Raw genomic sequence first — 4,625 nt, forward strand, 5'->3', positions numbered from 1 at the left:
GGCACTCCAGATGGCGAACAAACAATTCAAGCCGCAACCGTGATTTGGACTGCCGGGGTCCGACCATCTCACCTGGGCAAGACCCTGGCAGGCTCGATCGATTGTGAATTGGATCGTGGCGGGAGGGGGATCGTTGAACCCGACTTCAGCGTGAAAGACCATCCAGAGATTCGGGTGGTTGGCGATCTCTGCAGCTATAAGCACACGTCCACGGGCAATCCACTGCCCGGGATGGCAGGACCAGCGACCCAAGCTGGTGGCTTCGTCGGCAAAGACATTGCCGCGATCCTGAGCGGAGGGAACCGTCCGAATTTCAAATGGTTTGATTTCGGCAGCATGGCCGTGCTGGATCGTGTTGCTGCTGTTGCCGATCTACGCGGCTTCAAATTCAGTGGAAGTCCAGGCTGGGCTGTTTGGGCTGCCGCACACCTGGCCTTCATGCCCGATCGAGAAAATCGCTGGTCCTTGCTGATCAAGTGGATGTTTGCTGTTCTGTCGCAGCAACGCTCATCGATGCTGCTCACAGGCATGCCAAGTCAGCACATCGGTCTCGACTCCGCAGACGCGCCCTTCCCCATGAACAGCGGGAAAGGGCCCTCAATTGCCGCTCCAGATGCAGCTCTCAAAGCAGCCATGAATTACTACGCCAATTCCGTCTCCGGTGTTTCTGCTCAGGATGGCGCTGAGGCCCGCGACGAATCCGCCACAGGATCAGACGCTGCCATCAAATAAAGCAGCGCCATGCGGATAGGGATCCCGTTGCGCACCTGATCCTCAACCAAACAAATCGAGCGGTCGTCCAAGAGGCCACCGCTCATTTCAACTCCACGATTGACAGGGCCTGGATGGAGCACGGGGCCTGAGAAAGCACAGCGTCGCAACCGCTCATGGGTGAGCCCAAAATCGCGGTGATAGCGATCAAGATTCGTGAGCAGATGATCGGTCATGCGTTCTTTTTGTAAGCGCAACGTCATCACCGCGTCCGCGCCAGACAGACAGTCATCCAAGGAGCGGCTGATCTGCACCGTTCCACGCTCCCGGACAGGATCTGAAGCCTGCCCGGGAGGCGGAGCATCCAAAAAAGCCGCAAAGGCATCGGGCACAAGACTGGGCGGCCCGCAAAGCACCAAATCCGCGCCACATGCACTTAACGCCCAGAGGTTGGAGCGTGCCACGCGGGAATGCACCACGTCGCCAACAATCACAATGCGCTTGCCCTGCAACGCCTCAAGTTGAGAGTGGCGGGGATCGAAATGGTGAGCAAGCGTGTAAAGGTCGAGCAAACCCTGGCTGGGGTGGCTGTGCTGACCATCACCACCATTCAGCACGACGGTGCGCTCTCCGGCTTGATCCAACTCAGAGGCCAACTGGGCGGGTACATCCGTGCAGCGATGGCGGATCACCAACACATCAGCCCCCATCGCGACATAAGTGCGCGCTGTGTCGAGCAGGGATTCGCCTTTGCTGAGGGAACTGCTGGAGGGAGAAAAACTCTGCACATCAGCAGACAACCGCTTGGCGGCCAACTCAAAGCTGCTGCGCGTACGCGTGCTGGGCTCAAAAAATAAGGTGGCAACCAATCGCCCTTGCAAGGCCGGGAGTTTGCGAGCGCCCGTCACCGGCATCGAACGAAAACGATGGGCAAGTTCCAGCACCGTGGCGTAGTCGTCACGAGAAAATGCAGCTAAGTCGAGCACATGTCGATGGGACCAGCCATTCATCGCTTCCACTCCAGAGTTGGAATGAAGGCCTGACTCAAAGCAGGCATCCGATCACCTCGGGCACGCCGGCTCACGCTGCGGGAGTCCTTCAGGTACCAACGCCAGGGCAAATCCTGTGCCTGAGAGATTCCGATCCGCGTGGTGGTCACAAGCTCAGGGACAGTGAGAACGGAGGGCCGGGAGGCCAACCACAATTCATTCTCGCCACAGACGGCTTGGCTGTCATGCGTTCTGTTGAGACCGAACCGCCTTGCTAACAAACCTGGACCAGCCGCCACTCGCTCCGGCTCGCCAGGCATCGCAACAGCGCGAAGCAACACCCCATTGGCCCAATCACTGCGATCGGTCACCACATTCACGCAGTGGTGAATCCCATAGCTCACATACACATAAAACCGCCCTGGCTCACCGAAGAGGGTTTCGTTTTGCGGTGAACGGCGGCGGTAGCCATGGCAGGCGGGGTCGTCCTGGGAATAAGCCTCTGTTTCCACGATCACGCCCCAAAGCAGGCTGCCGTTGTCTTGGCGTTTCACGATCAAACACCCAATCAAGTCAGGTCCAACGACCTCCGCAGGGCGGCAGAAAAAGACTTGAGGGAGGGCTGAAAATCTTGGGTGGTGGGCTGGATGGCTCAACAAGTCGCTGGAGCGATGATCCATGGTTCAACCACTCAGCTCTATGCATTGTCATCAAGACAAGGCAATCCAGCCGCGCCATTCCAGATGGCATGTCAACACAACCCGAATGACCAGACTGTCAAGACGCAAACGATGAACGACGAACCCCATGTCGGCATCATCCACAATCACCACAAACCAAATCAAAGCCAGGCGAGACCTGGTATTTCTTGTGCTGGCCGGGCTCTTTCTTGGCACCCTGGGGATGCTCAACATCCTTGGCCTGACACGATTCCTAGCCCTCGGGCAGATTGGATCATGGCCAATCGTGGTGGCCGTTGGGGCCCTCCCCTATCCCGTCACCTTTCTCTGCACCGATCTTATTAGTGAGCTGTGGGGAGAGGAAAGGGCCACGCAAGTTGTGTGGGTGGGTCTCCTACTCAATGGATGGGTGGTTTTAATTCTGTGGGTCGGAGGTGTGATGCCAGGCCTGAACGGCGCCCCTGAATCCACATTTTTTGAGATTCAACGCCTGGCCTTTGGGTCCGTCGGAGCATCGATGGTGGCTTACCTCACCGCCCAATTCGTGGACGTGCGGTTGTTTCACTTTTGGAAGGAACGCACGAATGGCAAGGCCCTCTGGCTTCGAAATAACGGATCCACCTTGGTGAGTCAATTGGTGGACACCAGTGCGGTGGTGTTGATCAGCCACTACGCCACTCATGTTTTACCCATTCGCGCCGGTGAAGCGGTTCTTCCTCAGCTGGGAGCGTTCATCGCCAGTGGATATTTGTTTAAAGCCCTCGCGGCGTTTGCTGACACCCTTCCGTTCATCTGGCTCACCGCCTGGTTACGCGATTGGTTGGAGATTCAAGGAGACGGAAAGGAGATTATTCCGTGAGATCTGCGCCACTCCGGTGACGATCAGCGCACCGAGAAAGCTCAGTTTGCAAGTCCTTGGCATGATTGGTGCACTGACCTTGCAACCATGGACGCCGCCCTATCCGGCTTCAATCTCGGGACCGTCTTGGTCTTTGGCAGCGGACTGTTCGTGATTGCCACCTTTTACTTCGGGACCAGAGGGGGCTACTACAACACCGACAAGTACGACGGCAACGGCACAGCGCACTAAGGCGCGAGCTGAGCGATCATCAAGCCACTGATTGAGATGGCATGAACGCCACCCTGCCTGGCCCAGCAGCCAACACCGAAGCCATTCGTTTGGCTCTCCAGAGTTGGCCCGATGTTGAGGCCTATCTGAAAGGCTGCAAAGGAATCATCATCCCCTTAGGTTCCACAGAACAACATGGACCCACGGGTGCGATTGGGACTGACGCCCTCACAGCAGAAGCTGTGGCGTTGGAGCTAGGTCGTCGCAGCGGAGTGCTGGTTACGCCAGCTCAGGCCTATGGCATGGCCGAACACCATCTCGGCTTCGCGGGTACGATGAGTCTTCAGCCAGCCACCCTGATGGCGGTCATGCATGACCTTGTGTTGTCCTTGGCCACCCATGGATTCGAGCGAATCTTTGTGGTGAATGGCCACGGAGGCAACATGGCCACCACCAAAGCAGCCTTTGCCCAGGCCTATGGAACCGCCGCCAGCAGAGGACTACCGGTAGCACCCAAACTGCGCTGCAGACTCTCTAACTGGTTTATGGCAGGGGCTGTGATGCGCCAAGCCCGAGAGCTCTATGGCAATCGCGAAGGCCAACATGCCACCCCAAGCGAAATCGCCGTTACCCTCCACCTTCACGACAGCCTGGTGACCAAACAAAGGCCCTTACCTGAAGCCGCCCCATGCGGAGCGATTCACGGCCCAGCCGATTTTCGGCGACGCTATCCCGATGGCCGCATGGGCTCTGACCCCTATCTGGCCAAGCCAGAACACGGAGCAGAGTTACTGGATACAGCAGCCACGGCACTGCGCGAAGATCTTGAAACCTTTCTCTCCGCTGCATGAGCAAGATCACCGCCGACGACGTACGCAAGGTGGCCCAACTTGCCCGCCTTGACCTCCCTGAAGACACCATCGCCACCTATACAGGGCAGCTTGAGCGAATTCTCGATTACGTGGATCAGCTTCAAGCCGTGGACACCGAAGGCGTTTTACCCACTACACGTGCGGTGGAAGTGATCAATGCAACGCGTGAGGACACTGTTGTCGCAACAGATGTAAGGCAGGACCTCTTAGATCAAGCCCCCCAACGCGAAGGCGATTTCTTCCGCGTTCCCAAAATCCTTGCGGACTAGGCCACAAGCAATCCCTAGCCGGCACGCCAACGTAA

At 57.6% G+C, this 4,625-nt stretch carries 7 protein-coding genes; 5 read left to right on the forward strand and 2 right to left on the reverse strand.

Annotated elements, in window-relative coordinates:
• Positions 1-732 (forward strand): NAD(P)/FAD-dependent oxidoreductase (locus tag NCN04_RS08065; protein ID WP_250395743.1); only part of this gene is annotated, 732 nt, incomplete at its 5' end.
• Here the strand turns inward: NCN04_RS08065 and NCN04_RS08070 are convergent.
• Both NCN04_RS08070 and NCN04_RS08075 read right to left on the reverse strand, forming a co-directional pair.
• On the reverse strand, positions 672-1,721 hold the full coding sequence (locus NCN04_RS08070) for an aspartate carbamoyltransferase catalytic subunit (protein ID WP_250395744.1): 1,050 nt from the start codon (positions 1,719-1,721) through the stop codon (positions 672-674). The genes NCN04_RS08065 and NCN04_RS08070 overlap by 61 nt on opposite strands.
• Entirely contained in the window at positions 1,718-2,380 is a 663-nt protein-coding gene (locus NCN04_RS08075; protein ID WP_250395745.1) for a DNA-3-methyladenine glycosylase, read from the reverse strand. Before NCN04_RS08075 ends, NCN04_RS08070 begins: the two co-directional genes overlap by 4 nt.
• Before the next feature lie 127 nt (positions 2,381-2,507).
• Between NCN04_RS08075 and NCN04_RS08080 the strand changes: the two genes are divergently transcribed.
• The 4 genes from NCN04_RS08080 (at position 2,508) to gatC (ending at position 4,590) form a co-directional block, all read left to right on the forward strand.
• A complete protein-coding gene (locus NCN04_RS08080) occupies positions 2,508-3,239 on the forward strand; it encodes a queuosine precursor transporter (protein WP_250395746.1) in 732 nt (243 codons plus the stop codon).
• Positions 3,240-3,326: 87 nt separating this feature from the next.
• Positions 3,327-3,470: a DUF8629 family protein gene (locus tag NCN04_RS08085; protein ID WP_006853653.1), complete on the forward strand. Its 144-nt coding sequence runs from the start codon at positions 3,327-3,329 to the stop codon at positions 3,468-3,470.
• A gap of 41 nt (positions 3,471-3,511) precedes the next feature.
• Positions 3,512-4,300, forward strand: a complete 789-nt coding sequence (locus NCN04_RS08090) for a creatininase family protein (protein ID WP_011618313.1) — start codon at positions 3,512-3,514, stop codon at positions 4,298-4,300.
• Entirely contained in the window at positions 4,297-4,590 is a 294-nt protein-coding gene (gene gatC, locus NCN04_RS08095) for an Asp-tRNA(Asn)/Glu-tRNA(Gln) amidotransferase subunit GatC (protein ID WP_048347837.1), read from the forward strand. The genes NCN04_RS08090 and gatC overlap by 4 nt, the downstream gene beginning before the upstream one ends.
• Positions 4,591-4,625: the final 35 nt, after the last annotated feature.

It is taken from the genome of Synechococcus sp. MU1655, assembly GCF_023630655.1.
Lineage (GTDB): Bacteria > Cyanobacteriota > Cyanobacteriia > PCC-6307 > Cyanobiaceae > Synechococcus_C.

Coding starts and splice junctions, on each gene's coding strand:
- NCN04_RS08075 (WP_250395745.1), bottom strand. CDS start 2,380: ATGGATCATCGCTCCAGCGACTTGTTGAGCCATCCAGCCCACCACCCA.
- NCN04_RS08080 (WP_250395746.1), top strand. CDS start 2,508: ATGTCGGCATCATCCACAATCACCACAAACCAAATCAAAGCCAGGCGA.
- NCN04_RS08070 (WP_250395744.1), bottom strand. CDS start 1,721: ATGAATGGCTGGTCCCATCGACATGTGCTCGACTTAGCTGCATTTTCT.
- NCN04_RS08085 (WP_006853653.1), top strand. CDS start 3,327: ATGGACGCCGCCCTATCCGGCTTCAATCTCGGGACCGTCTTGGTCTTT.
- gatC (WP_048347837.1), top strand. CDS start 4,297: ATGAGCAAGATCACCGCCGACGACGTACGCAAGGTGGCCCAACTTGCC.
- NCN04_RS08090 (WP_011618313.1), top strand. CDS start 3,512: ATGAACGCCACCCTGCCTGGCCCAGCAGCCAACACCGAAGCCATTCGT.